Genomic DNA, 21,997 nt, shown 5'->3' with positions numbered 1-21,997 from the left:
TCTCATCCGCCGGTGGCGATGGTCAGCACCTTGAATGGCGTGGTGATGATGATCTCGGCGACGGATCCGACTGCCTTGCCGAGGCCTCGGCCGAGATTGTCGATCTGGCCCTGCGTGGGTTCGTCCGATGCCAGGCCGGCTGGAGCGCGCAGACGGTCGCCGAGCAATTGCACCAGGAACGGGTTGTCGGCGAATTTGGCGTGGTTCAGGCGGTCGCCGCCCTTGATCTGGCTGAGGTCGGCCACAACGACGCCGTAACTGGCAATGTCGGCGGCGTTGCCGTAGTCGCCGACGCGCGGCTTGTCGCCGGATAGCAGGCTGGACAGTCTCAGAGCACGGTCGTCGGCGGAAAGCAGGATGACGAACGGCCTGTCGGGCTTGCCGTAGCGGATCATCTGCTTCTTGAAGACGTCGACATCGATATCGGGCGATGCCAGGACAACACGGCCGAGCTTGCCGTCGAGATCGCGGTCGCCGGTGATGGCGAGCTGGCGCAGCGCTTCCATCGTCACCCAGGTTCCCATCGAATGCGCGATGATGTCGATGCTCTTGACCTTTGTCTTGGCGAGCATCCTGAGCGTCGCCTCGAGGTCGTCGCGCGCGGCGTTGGCACTGTCCTTGTCGTAGATATAGCCCGTGGTCTTGCCGCTCGAAGCCCACGAAAACAAGATCGGCGTGCCGGGATATTCGGTGTCGTGGGCGATCTGCGTCAGCCGGTAGACCCCATCGTCGAAGCCGTTGTTGAAGCCGTGGACGAAGACCAGCGCGCGGTCGCCATTCATGGTGATGTTGGCGCCGACGGCCTTGGCGAATTGCGAGGCGTCGCCATAGTGGACGACATCGGTGACGGTGAATTGCTTGGCCGGGTTCGAATTGGCCGAGCCCTTGGCGCGCTCGATGGCGCCGACCTGGTGGACCTTCGGCACGGTGACGTCGACACGGGCGTAGCTGGTGGTCAGCGAGCGATCGCCATCGAACACCTGGCGTGGGTCCTTGGTCGCCTGCTTGCGGGTGGTGGCGACGAAGATTTCGTGGGTGGCCGCGATGTCGGAGGCAGGCACCGAAACCGTCGTCTTGTTCAACAGGTCATGGGTGTTCGGGCCGGCGCAGCCGGCGGCAGCGAGCGCGAACGCAAGGACCAGGACAGTCTTCCAACGCTCGTTCACGCGGGCTCCCGCTGGCGCATTGGCGCCGATTTCAATGTCGTAGAGGCAGAGACCGGCCCGGTCCAGTTGAAAGTGATCGGGCCGAGCGGCATTCGCGACCTCACGCGGCGACGGTCGCCGCAAGGCAACAGCCTTATTGTCCGAGCGCGCTGATGCGGTCGGTCACCGTCTGGTCGCTGGCAAAGCCGTCATCCTCGCGCAGCCGCTGGCCGATCATCTTCACCAGTTCGGGATTGTCGGCGAACTTGGTGTGGTTGAAGCTGTCGCCTCCCTTGACCTTGGAGAGGTCGACCACGGTGACGCCATAAGCGGCGAGGTCGGCGGCATCCTTGTAGTCGCCGACGCGTGGCCGCGAGCCGGCAATCAGGCCTGAGAGCCGCAGCGCACGGTCGTCGTCGGAGAGCAGCAGGATGAACGGCTTGTCCGGCTTGCCGTAGCGGCGCATCTGGCTCTTGAAGACGTCGACGTCGATGTCCGGAGAGGCCAGCACGACATCGCCGAGCTTGCCGCCGAGATCGCGGTCGCCGGTGATGGCCATCTGGCGCAGCGTTTCCATGGTCACCCAGGTTCCGAGCGAGTGGGCGACGATGTCGATGCGCCGCGCGCCGGACTGCTGCAGCATGCGCAATGTCACCTCCAGCTGATCGCGGGCGGCGCTGGCGCTTTCCTTGTCATAGACATAGTCGGTGGTTCTGGCGCCGGATGCCCAGGAAAACAGCACCGGCGTGCCGGGATAGCCGGAATCGTGGACGATCTGGGTCAGGCGGTAGACCGCGTCGTCGAAGCCGGTGTTGTAGCCATGCACGAAGACCATGACGCGGCCGCCGCGCGCGGCAATGTCGGCATTGAGCGCACTGGAGAATTTCGGCTGCGCATCGTAGCCGACGACCTCGGAGGCCATGAAGTACTTCGCTGGGTCGTTGGACCTGCCGCGCGAGCGGCGCTCGATCTGGCCGGTCTGGTGGATGCCGGGAACGGTGACGGTGACGCGGGCGTAGTTCAGCGTCGCCGAGCGTTCGCCGTCGAAAACTTTGTTGGGATCGTCGGATTTCTTGCGTGTGGTGGCAATGAAGATCGAGTGATTGCCCGAGATTTCGGTCACCGGCGTGGACATGACGGCGCTGCCGAGCAGTTCCTCGGTTTTGCGGCCGCCGCAGCCGGCGATCAACAGGGCAAGTGCAAGAATGCAAATCGTCTTCAAACGCACGTCAAAAATTCCACTCCGGCCAAAAGGCCCATATACCCCCGCGGCACCTCCCGGACAGTGAGAGTGCGGCAGAAGTAAGTCGTGTCCAGCCGAAATGTGGTCAGCGTCGAGCCACGGTCATCGCACTGTTGCGCGAAAGCCAGAATGGCGGCAGGAACGCAGGGATGTTGGAGAAGGGCAATACCTCGGGCTTGAGCCTGATGCCGAGCACATCGCCCATGAAGGCGCGGCGCGCCTCGATGCGGCGCCATGCCTCGGGATAGCGGGCCGCGATCTCCTCGCGCAGGGACTCATCGGCAAGCGCGATACCGTCTTCGATGTTGGTGGTGAAATAGCTGGTTCCGGTCGCCGGAATGATGTCGACCTGCAGCGCCATGCCCGATTGCAGCTTGATGTCCGAGCCGGAAAACACCGGCGAATGCATCCATTCGTCGATATGGACGAGATGGCCGGGATTGAGCGAGACGCCGAAGAACGGGTCGCCTATGCGGTCATGCACGGCTTTCCAAAGCGCTCCGCCGGCAACGCCTATGCCGATGGTCTCGTACCAGTCGACGACGGCGGCGAAATAGGGCGCTACCAGCTGTTCGACATAGTCGCTTATCTCGCGCGGCAGTTCCGCGGCGCTCTCGACAAGGAAGCCGGCGCGGGCGTTGAGCGAGCCCTGGACGCCATAGGCCATGGTGACGGGATCGCCGCGCTTGATGATGTCGAGGCGCGGGCTAGGCAAGCCGTAGGGCGCACGCCTGCCGGCGGACAGCATCGGGTGGCAGCACAGGGGCAGGCCGTTGATCCCCATCAGCCGCGCGGCCTGCAATTCGCTCATGCCGGGCTCAATATTCCCAAGCACGTTGCGCAGGCCCTGCGAGGAAAAGGTCGCGGCGAATTCGAAGGACGCCAATTGGTCTGCCTCGTTGATGGCGCGTAGGCCGTCGGATGGGTTCATCAACAGGTTGGCGGCGTTGACCACCGCGCCTCTGTCGCCGGCCAGTGTGCGCAGCGTATCGGCGATGAAGGACGGCAGGTCGAGCGTCGTCTCGCCAAAGCCGCCATCGCCGGGCCCGAACGGCTTCCAGCCGATGGCGCCGATCTTCTGGCCGGCTTTCAGGCCGCAGGCGGCAAGCGTGTCGGATAGAGAGGCCGAGCGGTCGCGTGGCTGCGCCGGCAGCGAGAAGGTCTGGTAGAGGACGCGCTCGTAAGGCCCGTCGCAGATTTCGGCATAGCCCCAACCCTCATTGCCGACGAGAAGTTTTGGCTGGCTGCCGGGAACGATGACCAGCAGCGTCTCCTCGAAACGCGGATCGTAACCACTGAGATAGGCGACATTGGCCGCGTGCTCGCGGTCGCCATAGACGGCAAAGGCGTCGAGCCCGGCCTCGGCGCCGCGCGCCAGCAGAGCCTCGATGCGCGCTTCGTAGGTCCGCCGCTGAACTAGCGGCATCACTGTTGGTTCGCCGAATTCAGGAAGGTCTACGGTCTTCAGGGCGACAGCCGAAACAGGCATGAAGATGGCTCCAATGGATTCCTGCTGGCGCGTCAAAGCGGCCGCGCCGCATCGGTGGCTGCAAACGGCGAATTGTGCAATAGGCTTCGCCTTCGAACCATTCGATCCAGAGGTGACGGCGCCATGAACAGTTTCTCCTCCCGTGTCGCCACCGCCGCAGCCGCGATCCGCGAGATCTTTCCCGAAACGCCGCTGCAGGAAAACGACTATCTGTCGAAGAAGACGGGGGCTCGGGTGCTGTTGAAGCGCGAGGATCTTTCGCCGGTGCGCTCCTACAAGATCCGCGGCGCCTTCAACTTTTTCCGCAAGGCGCTTGCCGCCGGCAACGAGGCCGAGCTGTTCGTCTGCGCCTCGGCCGGCAACCATGCGCAAGGCTTTGCCTTCGTCTGCCGCCATTTCGGCAAAAGGGGCGTGGTCTTCATGCCGGTGACGACGCCGCAGCAAAAGATAGACAAGACGCGGCTGTTCGGCGGCGATTTCGTCGAGATCAGGCTGGTCGGCGACTTCTTCGACGACTGCTACCGCGCCGCCTTCGAATTCACCGAAAGTTCCGGCGCGCATATGGTGCCGCCCTTCGACCACAAGGATATTATCGAGGGGCAGGCGACGGTCGCCTATGAGATCGCCGACCAGATGCCAGGCGCGCGCATGCCCGACATCATCATGCTGCCGGTCGGCGGCGGTGGCCTGGCCGCGGGGGTGACGCACTATTTCGCCGATCAGCAACGTGACGCGCGCTACGTCTTTTGCGAACCGGCCGGTGCGCCGAGCCTGCATCAGAGCCTCGCCAGCGGCAAGCGCGTCCGGCTCGCCAATGTCGACAATTTCGTCGACGGCGCGGCGGTGGCCGAGATCGGCCGCGAGCCGTTGCGCCACCTCAAGGAGTTCGCCGCTCAGGCGGTGCGGCTGATCCCTGAGAACCGGCTCTGCGCCACCATGATCGAGATGCTCAACATCGAAGGTGTGGTGCTGGAGCCGGCCGGTGCCTTGGCGATCGACGCGTTGAAGGATTTTTCGCGCAAGGAAATCCGCGGCAAGACCATCGTCGCGGTGGTGTCGGGCGGCAATTTCGATTTCGAGCGGCTGCCCGACGTGAAGGAGCGGGCGCTGCGCTTCGAGGGGCTGAAGAAATACTTCATCATCCGCTTTCCGCAGCGGCCGGGCGCGCTGCGCGACTTCCTCGAACTGCTCGGTCCCGACGATGATATCGCCCGCTTCGAATATCTGAAGAAATCGGCACGCAATTTCGGCTCTGTGCTTATCGGCATCGAAACCAAAGACCGGCGTAACTTCGATCTGCTGAGGGCAAATTTCGAGGCCGAGGGCGTGCACTATCAGGACATCACCGACAACGAGACCCTGGCCGGGTTCATCATATGAGCGGTACAGCCTGCCACCCGAAGCTCGAAGAGCGAAGGGTGGTCTTCGTCGCGCTGTTTTCCGGCATCAACGTCGGCGGCAACCGCATCGTCAAGATGGCGGAGTTGCGAGCGTTTTTCGAAGAGTTCGGTTTCTCGGACGTCGCCAGCTATGTACAGAGCGGCAATGTCGTGTTCCGGGCCAGGAAGGGCGACGCCGCCACGCTGACGAAACAGATCGAAGCCGCTTTCGAGAAGAAATGGGGCTTTCATTCGCGCATCATGGTGCGCGATCTCTCCTGGTTCGAACGGTTGGTGAAGGAGAATCCGTATCCGGAAGTCGCCAGCGATCCGACCAAGCTTCACGCCTACACGCTGGAGCGCCAGCCGACGGCGGACGAGATCGCCAGGCTTGCCGAAAAATGCACCGGCCCGGAAAGCTTTGAGGTCAAGGGCGACGTGCTTTACCTCAAGGCGCCGGACGGGCTCGGCAAATCGGTGTTCGCCGGGCTGATCCCGCGCATGCTGAAAGTGCCGGGCACCGCGCGCAACTGGCGGTCGGTGCTGGCGCTGCTGCAGATGATGCAGAACCCTTAATCTTTCTCCCCCGTGCTGGTGGATGTCGCCGTTTTGCAACAACGATCTGATTTTTGGCTGCCCTGTTGTGGTGGTTTCAACATTTTCTATTGATCTATCTCTCGCCCCGTTGGTAGCTCAAGACAGGTACGGGCATTTCGGGGAAATTTCATGAAACGACTGCTTCTTGCATCGACTTTTCTGGCGGCAGCCTGCGGCGGGACTTTCGCCGCCGACGTGATCGAGACAGCACCAGCGGGATTTGTCTGGTCCGGCGGCTATGTCGGCATCAACGCCGGCTACGGCTGGGGACGCGGGAACGCCGTCGACCCGACCGGCGATTTCTTCGAAGAAGATGCCGGCCAGACGTTGGACGTCGATACTGACGGGTTTCTGGGTGGCGTCCAGGCTGGTTACAACTGGCAGTCCGGTGCATTCGTCTATGGCGTTGAAGCGGATTTGGGCTATCTCGGGGTCAAAGGTGACAACTTTGTCGTTGAGGACCCCGATAACTTCGGATCGACGAAACTGGGCGTCTACGGCGATCTGACCGCACGCCTGGGCTTTGCGACCGACAGCCTGCTGATCTATGCCAAAGGCGGTGTCGCGGCGACCCACTACAAATTGAGCTACGGCGACCTCGACGGCGGTGATATTGACCCAGACAGCAATGCATCGAAAAGCGGCGGTCGTGTCGGGTACACGATCGGCGGCGGTGTCGAATGGGCCTTTTCCGATAAATGGACCACCAAGCTGGAATATCAGTACTTCGATTTCGGCAAGGTTGGTCTGACCGACAACGATGGCGACAAGGCGAAAGTGAAGATCGACGCCCATACGATCAAGATCGGCCTAAATTACAAGTTCTGATCGATCGGCCGCTCCGAAAGTTCAGATGGCGTCGCTACCATGCGACGCCATAGCTTTATTTGGATCTGGGGCTGGCAGCTTCCGGCGTTCGGCGTTGCGGCTGACCGCAGATCAGGTCGCCGGAGCCTGCTTCCACTCGAAAGTCAGCTCCTCGCGGAAGGCGAAGCGCTTGATGTGATCGGCAACGACGCTCTCCATGCGCTCCAGCGATCCGCTTTCATCCGTCGACACCGTGATATGCAGCGCTGCCGCATCGGCATCGAGAACCGTGCGGCCGAGTGACAGATCGATGGTGCCGTGGTTCGGATCGAACTCGACGGGAAATTTGTGCGCCCAGTGCTTGCACAACTGCTGCAAATAGCGGCTGGCATACGCGGTGGAGACATCGGCACGGCTGGTCGGCATAAATGAATTCTCCTGGGTGAGGCACTGGCTTTGCTTGGCTGGCGCGACAGGCAGGTAAATAGGTGCCGTTGCTCGAAATGGCAAAGGGGCCGGCTTGTCGGCGCGGCCGCCTCGCTCAAGATGGCGTGATCGCTACCAGGTGCCGGTGTTCGGCATCGATGCCCACGGCTCAGCCTTGGGCTTGGCCGGGCCCTTCTGCAGCAGTTCGAAGGAGATGCCGTCCGGCGACTTGACGAAGGCCATGTTGCCGTCGCGCGGCGGCCGGTTGATGATGACGCCATTGTCCATCAGATGCTGACAGGTGGCGTAGATGTCGTCGACCTCATAGGCGAGGTGGCCGAAATTGCGTCCGCCCTTGTACTCCTCCGGGTCCCAATTGTAGGTCAGTTCGATCAGCGGCGCCTTCTCAGTGATGCCGCTTTCTACATCCTCGGAGGCGGCGAGGAAGATCAGCGTGAATCGGCCCTGCTCGTTTTCGTAGCGGCGCACTTCCTTAAGGCCGAGCTTGTTGCAGTAGAAATCGAGCGAGACATCGACGTCGGCGACACGGACCATTGTGTGGAGGTAGCGCATGGGATTTCCTCGGGGATGTTTGGGTTGCGAGGCAACATAAGGTCCACCCCGCCGAAGGGCAACGAGCATCGGACTGAAAGTGGTCACCGGTTTTGGAAAAATCAGATGGCTCTGACAAAAGCGCCGGACACAAGTGGTTGCCGATTTCGGCGAAATCCCTTGCAAATTGCCGACCGGTTGACCGCCTTGATGGATCGTCATTGCTGTCGGCAGCGACGCCGGCAAACAACAAGTCAGCTATTCCTGTATTCAACCGCGAAAAAAGGCACGGCAGGTCTTGCACACCCCGGAAGCGGCGGTGTTAATCTAATGTCAAGAATCACTTGCGGTTTTCTTGAAAAAAAGGGGGCGTTCTTATGGGGGATAAGGCCTCTTTCACGAGGCGGGATGAGAACCTTGACGACGCCCTGAAGAGTGACAGTGGCGGCGATAGCGCCGACCTTGTCGAAATCGCCGGCGCCATCAAATGGTTCGACGTGGCCAAGGGCTACGGTTTCATACTTCCCGATGACGGTTCTTCGGGCGACATCCTCCTCCATGTCACCTGCCTTCGAAAGGACGGTTTTCATACTGCATTGGAGGGCGCGCGTGTCGTGTGCCTTGTCAAGCACGGCGACCGTGGTTTGCAGGCGTTCCGGGTGCTGTCCATGGACACCACTACGGCGGTCCATCCGGCCGAGATGCAGGAACAGCGCACCCATGTGGCGGTGACGCCGGAAAGCGGGCTCGAGCGGGCGCTGGTCAAGTGGTTCAACCGCACCAAGGGCTTCGGCTTTCTGACGCGCGGCGAGGGCACCGAGGATATCTTCGTCCATATGGAGACGCTGCGCCGCTATGGCATCACCGAGCTCAGGCCCGGACAGGTCGTGCTGGTGCGATTCGGACGCGGTGACAAGGGCCTCATGGCTGCCGAGATTCACCCCGATATGGGCACCTTGCCGGTCGCGCATTAGGACGCGAGCCTTCCTGAGGAAGTCAGGACGGCGTTTTTCTTGGTTTCACCACGATCTTATCCGAATACCTGAGACCACTTTTAGGGATCTCTTTGGTCGAGGATTTCCAATGGCGTACAGGAACTGGCTGACAGCGGGCGCGCTCTGCGTCATCGTTGCGGTAGCCGCAGGCGCTTACTTCTATTCCGGGCAGCCGACCGCATCCCAGCAGACGATCGCCGGCGGTCAGGCGATGATCCTTCCCGTCGATCCGACACCCTTGGTCGTGGCGACGAAAGGGGGCGATAAATCCTTTTCGATCGAAGTCGCCGACACCGACTCGGAACGCGAGGCCGGCCTGATGTATCGCCAGGATATGGCCGACAATCATGGCATGCTGTTCGTCTTCGAGATGCAGAAGCAGGTCGGCTTCTGGATGCACAACACGCCGATGCCGCTCGACCTGATCTTTGTTGGACAGGACGGCAAGGTGCGGGCCGTCAAGCACGGCACTCCATTGTCCGATGCAGTCATCTCGCCGGGTGTGCCAGTGCGCTTCGTGCTGGAGCTCAAGGCCGGCACCGCCGCCAAAAACGGCATCGACCATGGCGATCTGCTGCGCCATCCGGCCGTCGGCACGGTGTCCGGCCCCGGCATGCCGCCATCGGACAAGGGCAACGCGCCCACGCCCGGCGCCGGCTGAGCCGCTCCCGATGCAATTCTTCTCCCATGACGGGTTCGACTTCGCCTTCCTCGACCGCCGGCCGGCGTCGGGGGCGGGCGATCCGGTGCTGATGATCCACGGCTTTGCCTCCAGCCACTATGTCAACTGGGTATCGCCCGGCTGGTTCAAGACGCTGAACGATGCCGGCTATCGCGCCATCGCCTTCGACAATCGCGGCCACGGCTCGTCGTCGAAAAGCTATGACGAGGCCGACTACACCCCGGCCAAAATGGCTTCGGACGCGGCGGCCCTGCTCGACCATCTCGGCATCGGCCGCGCGCATGTCATGGGCTATTCGATGGGCGCGCGCATCGCGGCGTTCCTGGCGCTGTCCGATCCCGACAAGGTGGCGACGCTGGTCTTCGGCGGCCTCGGCATCGGCATGGTCGACGGCGTCGGCGACTGGGATCCGATCGCCGAGGCGCTGCTGGCCGACGATCCGGCCGCCACCAGCCATCCGCGCGGTCGCTCCTTTCGCGCCTTTGCCGATCAGACGCGCAGCGACCGCCGGGCATTGGCTGCCTGCATCGCCACGTCGCGCGAACTGCTCAGCGAACACGACATGACGCGCATCGCCCAACCGACGCTGATTGCGGTCGGGACGACAGACGATATCGGCGGCTCGCCCGACGAGCTCGCCGCGCTGATGCCGAACGCCAAGGTGTTTCACATAGACGGCCGCGACCATATGCTGGCTGTGGGCGACAAGACCTTCAAGCAGCGGGTTTTGGAGTTTTATGCCGAAAATCCGCTTTAACCGGTAAGCGATTTTTCGGGCGATATGGATTGGGCGGCCGGCGAGGGGTGGCAAACAATGGCTCAATGGGGAAGAAGCGCCGACGCTCTGCCGGGCGCCGTCGTGACAAGCATGTTCGGCAAGCGTTCCGTCATCCTGGCGCTGCTCGCCTTCGGTGCCGGTGTGATAGCGCTGACCACAATGGTGGCGCTGCCGGCCCACGCATCCGAGCGTGCCCAGAACATCGCCACGGCTTTCTTCATGGCGGTTTTCCTGCTGGCAGGGCCGTTGGCGCATATTGCCGGATTGATTTTCGGGCTGATGGCGCTGGTGCGTTCGAACGATAGCCGCGTGCTTGGGGTCGTCGGCATCCTGCTCAACGGCGGCTCCCTGGCGGTTGGCTTCCNTTCCTGCTGCTTGTGGCAATGGCATCGACGATCGGCGCTTTCACCTGATCGGGGACGAGTAATGGCCGGATGGGGAAGAAGCACGATAGCAATGCCCGGCGTGGCGGGGCGGAGCAGCTTGGGCAAACGCTCGGTGATCCTGGCCCTGCTGGCGTTCGCAATGGATTTTGCGGCGGTGGTCACGCTGGCGTTGATGCCAGGCGAGGCGTCGCTGGCCGCTCAAAACGTCCTCGGCGGGGTTTTTCTGGTGGTGTTTCTCGTTGCGGCGCCGCTGGCGCACATCACCGGCGTGGTTTTTGGCTTGATGGCACTGGGACGTTCAAACGACAATCGTGTCCTCGGCATCGTTGGTATCATCCTCAACGGGCTGTCGTTGGTGATCGGCCTGTTCTTTGTTTGGGCGGCCACCAAGTCCGTTGGCGCCTTCAGGTGATCGATCTTCGTCTGGCTTGCAGCCGGAGGCGGTGCCGCTTTTGTCACCTATATGGACATGCGCGAACCGAATTCGGCGCCGGCTTTCGACTGCCCGCTATCGGGCGCCACGGTGGCGCGTGAAACACTTGATGTGGCCGACTATATCAGCCTCTACCACGCGGTCGGCGAGCCCGTGCAATGGGACCAGCGGCTGCGCATGCCGGCGGAAGACCTCGAGCGCCTGCTGGCGCTGCCCTCGACACATATCCACGTGCTGCGCGTCGAGGGCGTGGCCGCTGGCCTGTGCGAATTCAACGGCGTCGGCCAGCCTGAGGTCGAGCTGGTTCATTTCGGGCTGATCCCCGTCTTCCACCGCCGCAGGTTTGGGCCATTCCTGCTCGACCAGCCGCTTCGCGCCGTCTGGTTGCATGCGCCGCAAAGGGTCTGGCTTCACACCGACACCTTCGATCACCCTGGCGCGCAAGCGGTTTACCGGCGCGCCGGTTTCAAAGCCTATGCGCAGCGCATGGAGACCTTTCCGGATTAGGGTTTGAGCGTTTCGAGCGACCGCGCCATGTTTTGCCTGGCTTGGGGCTCGAACCTCTGGCGGAATTCCTGCGAGTGAAAAATATGCTGGCGCGCGAGGAAAGTCTTGAGAATCACGCCGCGGCCGGCGCGCCACATCGGCTCCTCGACCCAGCCATATTCGCGGCGGACCGCTTGTTCGTAGGCGTCGAAAGCGTCGGGTGACGCACCCAGGATCGCCAGGTCCATGTCGAGGAAAAGCGCTGCGTCGCGGAGGGCGTTCTCATCGGCAAGGCCCCGTGGTTGAAGGCTGGGCAGCTCATGCGTGGCGGTGGCGACGATCATCGCCGCTATGCGGCCGAGGCGCTCCGGATCGGTGCGGGCGCCAAGTTTGTCCTGAGCAAGTGCCGCACTCCTGGCCTCGTTGTCTTTGGCGCGGCTGTCATAGATGGCGTCATGGAACCAGATTGCGGCTTCGACGGCGCCGGAATCATGCAGCGATGCTCGATATTCGTCCGCCAGCGCCAGCAACGCCTCTATATGGGCGAGGTTGTGATAGTGGCGATCCGGAGCTTGATAGAGCCGGCAAAGCGCGCGTTTCAGCGGGGCGTCGATCAAGGGTTCGTTTTCCATGGCGGCTTGAATTTCCGTGAACCAAATCCATTTCACCGAGCACTAAGGAAAATTGAGTTCAATCGTGCTATGATCTGGCTTATATGTGCCGCCGGAGAATAGGCAAGCGGCCAGGACGCAGGACAAGACGTCGATGAACAGCATCAGCATTTCCCGCCCCACAAAGGTGCAGCCGGTCGATCCGATCTGGCGTTCGGTCCGCGACGAGGCGATGGAAGCGGTCAACCGCGACCCGCTTCTGGCGGCGTTCCTCTATTCGACCATCCTCAACCAGGAGAGCCTGGAGGAAGCTGTCATCCATCGGCTCGCCGAGCGGCTCGCGCATCAGGACATCGGCTCCGACCTCATCCGCCAGACGTTCAAGTCGATGCTGGCCGACGACAAGGAATGGTCGTCGATCGTTCGTGTCGACATCCAGGCCTATTACGACCGCGATCCGGCCTGCGACCGCTTCATCATGCCAGTGCTCTATTTCAAGGGTTTCCATGCCATCCAGACGCACAGGCTGGCACATTGGCTGTGGAATCAGGGCCGCAAGGATTTCGCGCTCTATCTGCAGAGCCGCTCGTCCTCGGTGTTCCAGACCGACATCAACCCGGCCGCCCGCATCGGCAAGGGCATCTTCATCGACCACGCCACCGGCCTCGTCGTCGGCGAGACGGCGGTGATCGAGGACGATGTGTCGATCCTGCACGGCGTGACGCTGGGCGGCACCGGCAAAGCCGGCGGCGACCGTCACCCCAAGATCCGTTACGGCGTGCTGATCGGCGCCGGCGCCAAGATTCTCGGCAATATCGAGATCGGCCATTGCTCGAAGATCGCGGCAGGCTCGGTCGTGCTGTCGCCGGTGCCGCACAACAAGACGGTTGCCGGCGTACCGGCCCGCGTCGTCGGCGAGACCGGCTGCGACCAGCCTTCGCGGCAGATGGACCAGCTTTTGCCGTCGCAGTCGATGGACCAGGTCGTCAGCTTCGACATCTGATTTGCAACACCCGGCGTGCCGGACTGAGTCCGGTTGCCGGCGCCGTTGCCTCTGGAGCATGATGCCGAAAAGTGTGAAGCGGTTTTCGGACGACATCATGCTCTACCTCCTTGATTTAGAGGCGGATTTGGATTCGACCTGAAATCATCCGGCTCCAGGGTTCGCGTTCTATCCAACCGGCTTGCCTTTACATCGCCATTGTCGACGTGCCAGAAGCGCGTTCCAACGAGCAAGCCCGACGATCGGAGAAGACTTTTGAAGCCGGACGAAATCAGAAAGCTGGACGCCTATTTCAAGCGCGTCTTCCAGAATCCCAAACTCGAGGTGAAGGCGCGGCCGCGCAAGGAAGATTCGGCCGAGGTCTATGTCGGCGACGAGTTCCTCGGCATCGTCTTCAAGGACGAGGACGACGGCGACTATAATTTCTCGATGGCGATCCTCGACATCGATCTGGCCTGAGCCCAGACGGCTACGGACTTCGGCGATTGGCGGCAGCCAGCTGCGCCATCGTCATCCCGGGGAGAAGCAGCCGCACAGCGGCGTCGCTGAGACGCTGGGATACATTCCGGCCCTCGGCTCAGGAATGTGGCGGTCCAGAACTGCCTCTGCTGCTTCCCAACAGTAATTCTGCACCGCTTCGCTGCCTCAAGGGCATGGAACGGATCCTCGGGTCCGCGCGGCTTCGCGCCCGTGTATGACAAAAGCAGAGGGCCGCTACCGTGCGGTCTTTAAGACGCGCGTGGCCTCGGCGACGATAGCGGCGTCAAGCGCCGGCCAGTTGCCCAGCAACTCCCGGGGAAAGCGGTAGGTCAGGCTGAGGCTGTCGCCGACCTGGATGTCGCGCTCGCAGGGCGCCAGCGATTCCTCAGCGCTCGGTCCGCTCAGGCAGCGGGCGACGAACGGGTCCTTGCCGGGCCGGCCGGCGACCGCAAGCACCTCGTTGAGATAGCCTGATTTTTCCGTAAAACCGTAAATCGTCGTGCCGCCGGGGCCGGGCACGCCGGGCTGGCTGATGAGCGCGCTGTAGATCGGTGCGAAACGGCCGCTCATGTCGCGCGACATCATCTGCGGCTCGAACGACAGGAAGATGATGTTTTTGGCGGCCCCCGTGTGGTTGAAATCGTCGCGGGCGGCTTCGCTGTAGCCGTCCATTTCGGGATAGCGCAGATAGAGGTCGAGCCGCGAAGCGATGCCGTCGCGGCGCGCCTGCAGGAAGCGGATGGCGTTGGCCGGTACGGCAATGACATTGTTGCCGATCACTACCCTGTGGACCGTGATGTCGTCGGTGTAGCCGGCCATGGCGATCGAGCGGCCGAACCATTTTCCGCCAAGGCTGATCGCCAGCGACAGCAGCGCCAGTGCGGCAAAAGCATAGAACACCCGCTTCATCAGCACGGAATCGACGACGTTGAACTCTTCTGCGGTCGCTGCCTGCTTCATCGCAATCCCCATAGTCGCCGCCCTCTGTCCCTAGGCGGCACACATGCCGCGGCATGGCTCTTGCTGCGCTGGACGCGACTGTGCGATTTCATGGTAAACGGAAGGTAAAGATGAGCCTGCTGCTACCCGTTCTCTTCGCTTTTGCCGTCGCGCTCACCGCCTGCGGGCTCGCTGGGTCCGTGATGGAACTGGCGGCGGGCCGCCGGCTTGCCTTTGCCGAGCCTTATGTGTCGCCGGCGTACATCCTGCGCTCGCTGGCCACGACCGCTTGCGCCGGGCCGTTCATGCTCGCCAACGATGCGCTCGATGCGCGGCGCGAAGGCCGCATTTCCACGCTCATGCTGATGTCCTGCGGCTGCACGGTGATCGCCTGGGCGCTGTGCTGGGCATCGTGCTGATCGCCATTGCCTCCTGGGGCATCAGCTCTCCTGGTGCGCTTCTGCTTTTGGTGGAATCGCTGGCGCGGTATTTGCCTTGAGGCAAATGCGGGAGAAAACCGGCACGCGGTTTTCCTCGGATTGTTCTAGGGTTTGTCCCGGCCTGCGACGAATCGGAGACTGCAAATGCCGACCTACGCAATCGACGGAAAAGCGCCCCGTTTCGAGGATGCCGACAGCAACTGGATCGCGCCGGACGCTACGTTGATCGGCGACATCAGCGTCGGCCGCAATGCCGGCTTCTGGTTTGGCGTGGTCATCCGCGGCGACAACGAGGCGATCGTCATCGGCGCCGACAGCAATGTCCAGGAACACACGGTGATGCACACCGATCCCGGTTTTTCCCTGACGATCGGGCAGGGCTGCACGATCGGCCACCGCGCCTTGCTGCATGGCTGCACGATCGGCGACAACAGCCTGATCGGCATGGGCGTCATAGTCCTCAACGGCGCCAGGATCGGCAAGAATTGTCTGGTCGGCGCCGGCGCGCTGGTCACCGAAGGCAAGGAGTTCCCCGACAATTGCCTGATCGTCGGCTCGCCCGCGCGGGTGATCAGGACGCTGGACGACGCCGCGGTCGCCAGGCTGCGCGCCTCGGCCGCGCACTACGTCGCCAACGGCAAGCGCTTCAAGGCGGGGCTGAAGAAGGCCTGAACTCTATTCCTGTTTGGCGATGATCTTTTCCGAACGGCGGGTCAGCGCAGCAAAAACCGGTTCTCACTTTTCGCTGCCGCGGTCCTTCGGTTCGGGATCATGGTCTGAAATGGTGGAGCCGGCCCGGGGACGGGGCCGGCTCCTTAAAACCCGGTCGTTGGGGACGGGGAGGGTGGGGACTCGACCGGGCTTTCTCGTTAGGCACGTCGCATTATTCGATGTGCTTGACCTCTGTGATGGCGTCCTAGCGGACGCTGGCAACCGCGTCGGCGCGACCGTCATTGATCGTCACCCACACGCCGGAATTCTGGTCGGACTGGCGCTTCAGGTAGGTGTAGTCGGTGTCGGTCCAGGACAGCACCTTGGAGTCCAGATTGTCGAGGATGAACTCGCCGAGGCTGGTGCGCACGGTCAGCACCGCGTGGCCGTCGCCATTTTGTTGGCGCGCCACGGTCATCAAGAGATTGCCGGCGGGAACGCCGAGCGCCATCAATTCGCGGCGCTTCTCCAGCGCATAGTCCTCGCAGTCGCCGAAGCCGCTGTCGGGATAGGACCAGACCTCTTCCTTACCCCACATTTCCATATCGGTGCGCGGCACGATCCGGGTGTTGACCGAATTGTTGACGTCGACGATCGCCGCCCACAGCTTGCGGGTCAGTTCGACCGGTGCCTGCTTCGGCGTGCGCTGAGCGCACTCCTGCGGCAGCTTCTGGCAGAATTCGTAGTGACCGACCGGCTGTGTCGTGCGGCCGCCAGTGTGCATGTAGGCCGGTCCTGCTGCTTGCGCCGTTCCCCAAGCGGAAAGCTGCATCGCCATTGCCAAGAGCAACAGCTTGCCCCAAATCTTCGCCATTGGTCAGTCTCCCCGTTTGAGGAGACAATGACAGCGCTGGATTTATTTGACGCAAAAACCCGAAGTAGACATTGAGTAAAAGCTCAATAGAATACGCGTAAAATTTGACCTATTTTAAAATAAAATCGTTCAGGTCTCGGCGTAAAACCGCGGTGTCGGGGCGCGGATTTCCGGGTGGAGCCGTGGATTTGCTGCGTGCCGCTACAAGCTGGAGAGGCAGGCGGAACGCCGGCAACAAAAAACCGGCCGCGCAGGGCCGGTTCGTTTTTGCTGCCTGTTGCCGATCGTTCAGGCGCGCGGGGCGTTGAACTCGGAATCGAGCGTTTCCGGGCGCTGGATGACGGCGAATTCGATGGCGACGCCATCCTCGAAATGACGCACCACCTGGCCACGCATGGTGCCCAGCATCACCTGGATGCCGAGCGCCGGCTTGACGTCGATCTCGACCGCCGCGCCCGACAGCGACAGGTCGATGATGCGGCACTGATACTGGCGCCCGTCGGTGAGCTGCAGCACGCTTGTCGGATTGCGCGGCGCCACGCGTTCGTGGCGGCGGTCTTCCGGCAGGTCGAGTTCATGCTTGTTGGCGAGCCAGGTCAACTGCGCGGCAAGCTTGTCCTTCTTGCGATCCGAAGCAATGACGGTCATGGCGAAGCCGTCCTGCGAGGTGCGCGTCACCACGCCCTCGATGCGGCCGATATGATCGATATAGGCAATGATTTTTTCGCCCGGCATGCCGACGCGCTCGGTGCGCAACGCGACATTGCCCGGCGACATATCGACGACCTGGCAGGGGTGCTCGGTGCGGTCCTCCAGCATGAAGCGCCCGTAGATCTTGACCCGGACGCGCTGAAAATTACGCCTTTCGGCGCGGGACGGTGCGTATTCGACCGCCGCTGACCTCATGACTGCCTACACCCCGTTGGCATTCCCGCGTCGTGCGTGGAATCTCGGCAAAAACTACAGCCAAGCAGGTTAACAAAGGGGAAAAGTGGGCCCCCGATAGTTAAGATTAGCGCCGGCTTGGAGACTATTGCTCGCGCCCGCCGTCGAACACGACGAGGTGGCGGATACGGCGCGACCGACCGAGCGCCGAGATGGTCTCCGGCGCTTCGAGTTCGGGAGCCAACGACGGAACGGATATTTCCGGCCGGTTTTTCAGGAACATCGGGTCCTTGTCGGGATCGATGACGCGGATGGCATCGATCAGCGCGTCGGTGATCGGGTCGGCGCCCAGCCAGAACGGCTTTTCCACGGCGCTGATGACGCCGAGGCAGCGCGGGTTCTCGACGCCGCCATCGAGCGGCAGCGCAAGCAGTTCGAAGTGGTTGGAACGGCCGTTGCGGCTGAACCCCTCGTAAGTGATCAGCACAACGGATTTCTGCTCGAAAACGCCATGAATGAGGCGCGACACCAGCCGCTGGTCCTTGTCACGCCAAAGCGAGGGGAACGAAAATCCCTTGAGCTCGCGGCCGTAGCCGGCGCAAAGCCTGGTGCCGGCGAGCCGGAACACCGCTTCGCCGCGCGTATCCCTTTCCAGGATGAAGGTGTCGGCCAAAAGCGCCTTGATGTCGGCCGGTTCGACTTCCGAACGCTTTGGGGCAGGACGTCCATGACGCAGGCGATTCCAATAATGGAACAGCGCGATTGATCCGTTCTGGTTCATGCTATTAAACTCCGCGCATTCTGCCGTCTGATGGTCCCATCGGTGAACAGAAAGGGCGCCCTCCGATGACCTACATGCGTTCCGGAGCAGGATGCGTGCCAGCGTCGTTAAGACTTGTTCACGGGTCGGGGGCGTTAAGGTTAACAAGTGGTTTACGTTGCGCGCGCAGGCTTGCCATGGCACACCAAAACCACTCCAGAAGCGGTCGTTTCGCGACGACCAACAGCACTTCGGTCAATAGTTTTAGGGGAGCAGGGGGCTCGACCAGCCGTTCAAGGGAAACCTTGGACGGCTTCTTTTTGATTCGCGGTTTGTGATTCGCGCTTTGTGATTCGTAGTTTGTGATTTGTCCGGGCATGGCCTAGATGCTCGCGACACGCAAATCCCTGGATCAGAGCATATGAGCGAACCGGCCGGCCCCCTGGAGACCGAACAGACCGCGGAGGCGCCGCCGCCGCGCCGCGAGCCGGTGTTCAACCTGCCACCGGCGGTGCTGGCGGTGATCGGCATCTGCGTTGCCGTCTTCCTGCTGCAGCAATATGTGCTGACCGAAGAGCAGCAGATAACATTGCTCACCGACGGCGCCTTCATTCCGGTCCTCTACACCGGCCAATACGGTTTCGACTGGTTCCTTTTCACCCGTCCTTTCACCTATGCCTTCATGCATGGTGGCGTTGCCCACATTGCCATCAACATGGTTGCGCTGGCCGCCTTCGGGTCGCCGCTGGCCAACCGTCTCGGCTGGTTCTGGTTCGCCTTGTTTTTCGCCGCCACCGGGCTGGCCGCGGTGGTGCTGTTCTGGGCGGTCCATCCATACGGCGAAGCACCGCTGGTCGGCGCTTCCGGGGCGATATCGGGCATGATGGGTGCGGCGGCTCGCTTCGGGTTCCGTACCGACCGCTCCTCCGGCAGGGCGGCCTTTGCCGGTCCCGTGCTGCCGATCGCAGTCGTTTTGCGCATGCGCGGCGTCGTCAATTTTCTCGGCGCCTGGATGGTCATCAATCTCGCCACCGGCCTTTACGGTCTCGGGCTCGGAGAACCCGGCCAGATCGCCTGGGAAGCGCACATTGGCGGCCTCGTCGCAGGCTTCTTCGGATTGCGCTGGTTCGACCGGCGCTGGCGGGCGCCTGAATGGGAGATCCCCGACGACCAGCGCACCCCCCACTAGCGCACTCTATTGGCGCACCCCACTGGCACACCCCACTGGCACACTTGAAAAGCAACCGATCACGGCGCACGATGTTCACTCTTATGTGAAGCCGGTCAGGGCGGGAGCTGGCTAGCCAAGCAGGAGGAGGAGGACGCCATGACGGTTAAGGCAATTCTCGAGAGAAAAGGCCATGACGTGTTCACGCTCGGGCCGAATGTAAAGCTCAGCGAGGCCATTCGAATCCTGGCCGACCACAAGATCGGTGCACTGGTCATCACCAACGGCGATCGCAAGATCGTCGGCATCCTTTCCGAGCGTGACATCGTGCGGGTCGTTGCCAGGGAAGGCGCTGCCGCACTTGATATAACGGTACGCTCGGCGATGACGCCGAAAGTGAAGATCTGCAACGAGAACCACACGGTCAACGAGGTGATGGAGATCATGACCAAAGGCCGTTTCCGCCATCTGCCGGTGGAAAAGGATGGGCTGCTCGACGGGATCGTGTCGATCGGCGACGTGGTCAAGCGCCGCATCGAGGATGTCGAGCGCGAGGCCGACGAAATCAGGGCCTATATCGCAACGGCCTGACCTGACGAAGAAACCGCCGTCCGAATACCGGCCGGCGGCGTTCATTCTATCGGTTGCCGAGCGGCCGAAAGGGGCTGAAAAGGCCAGCCCACTGCTCTGCGCTGCTTTGGGCGCTTGTCTCGCGAAGCGGTTTGCACTAGCGAAGACCGATACCCAAATTCGCGAAAATCGCAGTTTTCGCGAGCCAAAAGCGCAGGCCACCATGACCCTTATCGATACCCGCACGCCCGATGCCAAACGTTTTATTCCCGGCGCTACCGGCGATTGGGAGATCATCATCGGCCTCGAGGTCCATGCGCAGGTAACCTCGGAAGCAAAGCTGTTTTCCGGGGCGTCGACGACTTTCGGCGCGGCGCCCAACGCCAATGTCAGCCTGGTCGACGCGGCCATGCCCGGCATGCTGCCGGTCATCAATGAGGAATGCGTCAAGCAGGCGATCCGCACCGGCCTCGGATTGAAGGCGCAGATCAACCACAAGTCGGTGTTCGACCGGAAAAACTATTTCTATCCCGACCTGCCGCAGGGCTACCAGATATCGCAGTTCAAGCAGCCGATCGTTGGCGAAGGCACGATCGTCATTTCGGTCGGTCCCGACCGGCAGGGCGACTTCGAGGACATCGAGATCGGCATCGAGCGCCTGCACCTGGAGCAGGACGCCGGCAAGTCGATGCACGACCAGCATCCGACCATGTCCTATGTCGATCTCAACCGCTCCGGCGTGGCGCTGATGGAGATTGTCTCCAAGCCGGACATGCGCTCCGCCGACGAGGCCAAGGCGTATGTCACCAAGCTGCGCACCATCGTGCGCTATCTCGGCACTTGCGACGGCAACATGGACGAAGGCTCGATGCGCGCCGACGTCAACGTCTCCGTTCGCAAGCCCGGCGGCGAATTCGGTACGCGCTGTGAGATCAAGAACGTCAACTCGATCCGCTTCATCGGCCAGGCCATCGAGTTCGAGGCGCGCCGCCAGATCGCCATCCTCGAGGATGGCGGCAAGATCGATCAGGAAACCAGGCTGTTCGACGCCGTCAAAGGCGAGACGCGCTCGATGCGCAGCAAGGAAGAGGCGCATGACTACCGCTACTTCCCCGATCCCGACCTTTTGCCGCTGGAATTCGATCAGGCCTATGTCGACGCGCTGGCCAAGGAGTTGCCGGAGCTGCCCGACGACAAGAAGGCGCGGCTGATCTCTTCACTTGGCCTGTCGACCTACGACGCCTCGATCCTGGTGTCGGAAAAGCCGATCGCCGACTATTTCGAGCAGGTGGCCTCGGGCCGCGACGGCAAGCTTGCCGCCAACTGGGTCATCAATGACCTGCTCGGCCAGCTTAACAAGGCCGGCAAGGACATTGAAAATGCTCCTGTAACACCGGAGCAGCTCGGTGCCGTGATCGACCTGATCAAGGAAGGCACCATCTCCGGCAAGATCGCCAAGGATCTGTTCGAGATCGTCTGGAACGAGGGCGGTGATCCGCGCCAGCTGGTCGAAAGCCGCGGCATGAAGCAGGTCACCGACACCGGCGCCATTGAGAAAGCGGTCGACGAGGTGATCGCTGCCAACCCCGACAAGGTCGAGCAGGCTCGCGCCAAGCCGACCATGGCCGGCTGGTTCGTCGGCCAGGTGATGAAAGCCACCGGCGGCAAGGCCAACCCGCAGGCGGTCAACGATCTGGTCAAGGCCAAGCTCGGTATCGAATAGAACAATGTTCGTCCGCACCGCCAGCGAACGTGACCTTGCCGCCGTCCGCGCGCTGCTGGTCGAAACCTGGCACGCAACCTACGACGCGATCTATGGCGCCCAGCGGGTGATCGAAATTACCGACGACTGGCATTCGATCGCCTCGCTCAAGGCGCGGCTGACAAGGCCGAACTCGGAATTCCTGGTCGCCGATGACGGCAAGCGTATCGGCGGCATGGCTTTTGCCGCCGCAACGGCGGATGCGAAGATCGTGTTGCTGAACCAGCTCTATGTACTGCCGGCCTGCCAGCGGCAAGGCATCGGCCAGGCCTTGCTGGACGAGGTCGAAGCCAGCTTTCCCGAGGCGAACAGGTTGCGGGTCGAGGTGGAAGAGGCCAACGTGCCGGCCATCGCCTTCTACCGTTCGAAGGGATTTTTGCCGGTCGGCAGCACAGCCGATTGCGGCGGCGGTTCGGGGTTGCCGGCGCTGATCTTCGAGAAACCGCTGGGATAGGC

25 protein-coding genes are annotated in these 21,997 nt (G+C 62.2%); 15 read left to right on the top strand and 10 right to left on the bottom strand.

The genetic code is table 11. The annotated features are described in order from the left end of the window. Positions 1-2: 2 nt before the first annotated feature. The 3 genes from X756_RS152090 to X756_RS152100 all read right to left on the bottom strand — a co-directional run bounded on the left by X756_RS152090 (position 3) and on the right by X756_RS152100 (position 3,877). The gene (locus tag X756_RS152090) at positions 3-1,166 is read right to left on the bottom strand and encodes an alpha/beta hydrolase (RefSeq protein ID WP_031238546.1); all 1,164 of its coding nucleotides are present in this window, start codon (positions 1,164-1,166) and stop codon (positions 3-5) included. Between the two features lie 133 nt (positions 1,167-1,299). After that, entirely contained in the window at positions 1,300-2,373 is a 1,074-nt protein-coding gene (locus X756_RS152095; RefSeq protein ID WP_023706608.1) for an alpha/beta hydrolase, read from the bottom strand. 100 nt (positions 2,374-2,473) lie between these two features. Continuing rightward, the gene (locus X756_RS152100; RefSeq protein ID WP_023729818.1) at positions 2,474-3,877 is read right to left on the bottom strand and encodes an aminopeptidase P family N-terminal domain-containing protein; all 1,404 of its coding nucleotides are present in this window, start codon (positions 3,875-3,877) and stop codon (positions 2,474-2,476) included. Between the two features lie 123 nt (positions 3,878-4,000). On the opposite strand from X756_RS152100, the gene ilvA reads away from it, so the two are divergent. The 3 genes from ilvA (at position 4,001) to X756_RS152115 (ending at position 6,681) form a co-directional block, all read left to right on the top strand. Further along, positions 4,001-5,257 carry a threonine ammonia-lyase IlvA gene (gene ilvA, locus X756_RS152105; protein WP_023729816.1) on the top strand — a complete coding sequence of 419 codons (1,257 nt, stop codon included), beginning with the start codon at positions 4,001-4,003 and terminating at the stop codon, positions 5,255-5,257. After that, complete coding sequence (locus tag X756_RS152110) at positions 5,254-5,832, top strand: DUF1697 domain-containing protein (RefSeq protein WP_050589253.1); 579 nt, start codon at positions 5,254-5,256, stop codon at positions 5,830-5,832. Before ilvA ends, X756_RS152110 begins: the two co-directional genes overlap by 4 nt. Positions 5,833-5,982: 150 nt before the next feature. Continuing rightward, the gene (locus X756_RS152115) at positions 5,983-6,681 is read left to right on the top strand and encodes an outer membrane protein (protein ID WP_023702486.1); all 699 of its coding nucleotides are present in this window, start codon (positions 5,983-5,985) and stop codon (positions 6,679-6,681) included. Positions 6,682-6,792: 111 nt separating this feature from the next. Here X756_RS152115 and X756_RS152120 read toward each other — a convergent pair whose 3' ends face one another. After that, positions 6,793-7,086 carry a DUF2218 domain-containing protein gene (locus X756_RS152120; protein ID WP_023702485.1) on the bottom strand — a complete coding sequence of 98 codons (294 nt, stop codon included), beginning with the start codon at positions 7,084-7,086 and terminating at the stop codon, positions 6,793-6,795. 132 nt (positions 7,087-7,218) lie between these two features. Further along, positions 7,219-7,659, bottom strand: coding sequence for a VOC family protein (locus X756_RS152125; protein ID WP_023667513.1), 441 nt, complete (start codon positions 7,657-7,659; stop codon positions 7,219-7,221). A gap of 356 nt (positions 7,660-8,015) precedes the next feature. Here X756_RS152125 and X756_RS0134255 point away from each other — a divergent pair, with 356 nt between their 5' ends. From X756_RS0134255 to X756_RS152145, 4 genes are all read left to right on the top strand, one after another. Beyond that, a complete protein-coding gene (locus X756_RS0134255; protein ID WP_031238544.1) occupies positions 8,016-8,612 on the top strand; it encodes a cold-shock protein in 597 nt (198 codons plus the stop codon). A 109-nt stretch (positions 8,613-8,721) separates the two neighbouring features. Beyond that, positions 8,722-9,294 carry a DUF192 domain-containing protein gene (locus X756_RS152130; RefSeq protein ID WP_023691205.1) on the top strand — a complete coding sequence of 191 codons (573 nt, stop codon included), beginning with the start codon at positions 8,722-8,724 and terminating at the stop codon, positions 9,292-9,294. A gap of 10 nt (positions 9,295-9,304) precedes the next feature. Continuing rightward, entirely contained in the window at positions 9,305-10,072 is a 768-nt protein-coding gene (locus X756_RS152135) for an alpha/beta hydrolase (RefSeq protein ID WP_023729814.1), read from the top strand. 870 nt (positions 10,073-10,942) lie between these two features. Continuing rightward, positions 10,943-11,419: a GNAT family N-acetyltransferase gene (locus X756_RS152145; protein ID WP_023710586.1), complete on the top strand. Its 477-nt coding sequence runs from the start codon at positions 10,943-10,945 to the stop codon at positions 11,417-11,419. On the opposite strand, the gene X756_RS152150 is transcribed toward X756_RS152145, so the two are convergent. After that, positions 11,416-12,030 carry a hypothetical protein gene (locus tag X756_RS152150; protein WP_023695385.1) on the bottom strand — a complete coding sequence of 205 codons (615 nt, stop codon included), beginning with the start codon at positions 12,028-12,030 and terminating at the stop codon, positions 11,416-11,418. The genes X756_RS152145 and X756_RS152150 overlap by 4 nt on opposite strands. 133 nt (positions 12,031-12,163) lie before the next feature. On the opposite strand from X756_RS152150, the gene cysE reads away from it, so the two are divergent. Together cysE and X756_RS152160 are read left to right on the top strand one after the other, a co-directional pair. Then, entirely contained in the window at positions 12,164-13,012 is an 849-nt protein-coding gene (cysE, locus tag X756_RS152155; protein WP_023695384.1) for a serine O-acetyltransferase, read from the top strand. Positions 13,013-13,267: 255 nt separating this feature from the next. Further along, entirely contained in the window at positions 13,268-13,471 is a 204-nt protein-coding gene (locus X756_RS152160; RefSeq protein WP_006200852.1) for a DUF3126 family protein, read from the top strand. A 255-nt stretch (positions 13,472-13,726) separates the two neighbouring features. Here the strand turns inward: X756_RS152160 and X756_RS152165 are convergent, their stop codons facing one another. Continuing rightward, positions 13,727-14,452 carry a hypothetical protein gene (locus X756_RS152165; RefSeq protein WP_023729812.1) on the bottom strand — a complete coding sequence of 242 codons (726 nt, stop codon included), beginning with the start codon at positions 14,450-14,452 and terminating at the stop codon, positions 13,727-13,729. A gap of 110 nt (positions 14,453-14,562) precedes the next feature. On the opposite strand from X756_RS152165, the gene X756_RS01000000165465 reads away from it, so the two are divergent. Both X756_RS01000000165465 and X756_RS152170 read left to right on the top strand, forming a co-directional pair. After that, positions 14,563-14,850: a hypothetical protein gene (locus X756_RS01000000165465; protein WP_050589252.1), complete on the top strand. Its 288-nt coding sequence runs from the start codon at positions 14,563-14,565 to the stop codon at positions 14,848-14,850. A 165-nt stretch (positions 14,851-15,015) separates the two neighbouring features. Next, positions 15,016-15,543: a gamma carbonic anhydrase family protein gene (locus tag X756_RS152170; protein WP_023667503.1), complete on the top strand. Its 528-nt coding sequence runs from the start codon at positions 15,016-15,018 to the stop codon at positions 15,541-15,543. Between the two features lie 244 nt (positions 15,544-15,787). On the opposite strand, the gene X756_RS152175 is transcribed toward X756_RS152170, so the two are convergent. The 3 genes from X756_RS152175 to X756_RS152185 all read right to left on the bottom strand — a co-directional run bounded on the left by X756_RS152175 (position 15,788) and on the right by X756_RS152185 (position 18,062). Further along, on the bottom strand, positions 15,788-16,396 hold the full coding sequence (locus tag X756_RS152175) for a transglutaminase-like cysteine peptidase (RefSeq protein ID WP_023729811.1): 609 nt from the start codon (positions 16,394-16,396) through the stop codon (positions 15,788-15,790). Positions 16,397-16,684: 288 nt separating this feature from the next. Next, positions 16,685-17,302 carry a PilZ domain-containing protein gene (locus X756_RS152180; protein WP_023667501.1) on the bottom strand — a complete coding sequence of 206 codons (618 nt, stop codon included), beginning with the start codon at positions 17,300-17,302 and terminating at the stop codon, positions 16,685-16,687. Positions 17,303-17,426: 124 nt separating this feature from the next. Further along, on the bottom strand, positions 17,427-18,062 hold the full coding sequence (locus X756_RS152185; RefSeq protein ID WP_023729810.1) for a PAS domain-containing protein: 636 nt from the start codon (positions 18,060-18,062) through the stop codon (positions 17,427-17,429). Positions 18,063-18,462: 400 nt separating this feature from the next. Here X756_RS152185 and X756_RS152190 point away from each other — a divergent pair, with 400 nt between their 5' ends. The 4 genes from X756_RS152190 (at position 18,463) to X756_RS152205 (ending at position 21,995) form a co-directional block, all read left to right on the top strand. Next, positions 18,463-19,230 carry a rhomboid family intramembrane serine protease gene (locus tag X756_RS152190; RefSeq protein ID WP_023706620.1) on the top strand — a complete coding sequence of 256 codons (768 nt, stop codon included), beginning with the start codon at positions 18,463-18,465 and terminating at the stop codon, positions 19,228-19,230. A gap of 138 nt (positions 19,231-19,368) precedes the next feature. Further along, on the top strand, positions 19,369-19,800 hold the full coding sequence (locus tag X756_RS152195; protein WP_023667498.1) for a CBS domain-containing protein: 432 nt from the start codon (positions 19,369-19,371) through the stop codon (positions 19,798-19,800). A gap of 202 nt (positions 19,801-20,002) precedes the next feature. Continuing rightward, positions 20,003-21,502 carry an Asp-tRNA(Asn)/Glu-tRNA(Gln) amidotransferase subunit GatB gene (gene gatB / locus X756_RS152200; protein WP_023729809.1) on the top strand — a complete coding sequence of 500 codons (1,500 nt, stop codon included), beginning with the start codon at positions 20,003-20,005 and terminating at the stop codon, positions 21,500-21,502. Between the two features lie 4 nt (positions 21,503-21,506). Then, the gene (locus X756_RS152205) at positions 21,507-21,995 is read left to right on the top strand and encodes a GNAT family N-acetyltransferase (RefSeq protein ID WP_023729808.1); all 489 of its coding nucleotides are present in this window, start codon (positions 21,507-21,509) and stop codon (positions 21,993-21,995) included. The last annotated feature ends 2 nt before the right edge of the window (positions 21,996-21,997 follow it).

Source organism: Mesorhizobium sp. LNJC405B00 (assembly GCF_000502615.1).
Classification (GTDB): domain Bacteria; phylum Pseudomonadota; class Alphaproteobacteria; order Rhizobiales; family Rhizobiaceae; genus Mesorhizobium.
This window is presented reverse-complemented; position numbering and strand designations above follow the sequence as displayed.